Source organism: Paraburkholderia sp. CI2 (assembly GCF_014201055.1).
Lineage (GTDB): Bacteria > Pseudomonadota > Gammaproteobacteria > Burkholderiales > Burkholderiaceae > Paraburkholderia > Paraburkholderia tuberum.
Window position 1 is genome coordinate 1 of record NZ_JACHDL010000066.1, and the last position, 1,375, is coordinate 1,375.

At 56.4% G+C, this 1,375-nt stretch carries 2 protein-coding genes; both read left to right on the top strand.

What is annotated here, in order from left to right; genetic code table 11:
• A partial coding sequence (locus tag HDG32_RS35905; RefSeq protein WP_184074572.1) for an ABC transporter substrate-binding protein occupies nt 1-735 on the top strand: 735 nt, incomplete at its 5' end.
• A 2-nt stretch (nt 736-737) separates the two neighbouring features.
• Nucleotides 738-1,375 (top strand): amino acid ABC transporter permease (locus HDG32_RS35910; RefSeq protein WP_184074574.1); only part of this gene is annotated, 638 nt, incomplete at its 3' end.

Genomic DNA, 1,375 nt, shown 5'->3' on the forward strand with positions numbered 1-1,375 from the left:
GCGCAGGTGAAGGCGAATGGCACATTGCGCGTGGCCAACACCCAGAGTAGTCCCCCATGGAGCATGCTTGACGAAAACAATCAACCTGTCGGCTACGACGTTGCAATTGCAAAGGAAGTCGGCAAGCGCATTGGCGTGCCGAACGTAGTATTCGTCGCCGATTCGTTCAAGAACTTCGTGGAAGGGTTGAAGACGGGCAAGTACGACCTTGTGATGAACGATCTCACACCTACACCTGAACGGGAACAACAGGTTGATTTCGGCGTTCCATACGGCGTGGAGGATTTCCGCATTTTCGTACCCGCCGGCAACACAGACATCAAGGGCAAGGAAACCCTTAAAGGCAAGCGAGTGGGAGTGGTCACTGGCTCGAGCAATGAAACATGGGCACGAGCACACCTGCATGACTCCGACATCCGTTCGTACGATAACGGGGGACTCGTCTTCAGCGATCTGGGCAATGGACGTATCGACGCAGTCATCATCTCGCACTTCGGCGGCATGAAGTACGCCAACGTCAACCATTTACCGGTCAGGGAAGTGGGCGAACCCTTGATCTACCAGCTATCAGCGCCGGCTTTGCAGAAAGGCCAACCGGCCCTGCTCGCAGCGGTCGATAAGGCGATTGCAGACATGATGGCTGACGGGACGATCGAGGCCATTGCCAGGAAGTGGGTCGGGCAAGATTACGATATGGCCGGCACGATCACCAAAGCGAAGGCGCACAAGGAGTAGTCATGATCGAGCTTTTCATGCGCTCGCTTCCGCTGTTAAAGAGTGCGGTGCTGATGACACTCTTTCTCGGTTTGTTGTCGTTTGTGCTCGGTTCGACGCTAGGGTTACTGGTCGCCCTGGCTCGTATCTCCAGCATAGGTGCACTACGCGCGTTCGCATTCGCATATGTATCCATCTTCCGTGGCACGCCGCTGCTCGTGCAGATACTGCTGATCTATTTCGGTTTGCCCCGGTACGGTCTGACACTTGACCCGGTTCCCGCCGCGCTCCTCGCGCTCACGCTGTTTTCGGCCGCGTATCTGAGCGAGAACTTCCGTTCCGGCATCAACGCGGTGGACAAGGGCCAGTGGGAAGCTGCGATGTCGCTGGGCATGGGTTACTGGAAAGCCATGTCGCGGGTTATTCTTCCCCAAGGACTACGCATCGCCATTCCGCCTGTCGGCAGCCGCATGATTGCACTCATCAAAGATACATCCCTCGCTTCGACAATTACGGTGGTAGAACTGACCCGCGTCGCCGACCAGGTCGGCGCCTCCACCTTCCGTTACATGGAAATGTTCCTGATGGTCGGCCTGATCTACTGGGGCATCAACCAGATTCTCACGATAGTCCAGACCGTCCTCGAGAATCGCATTTCGAG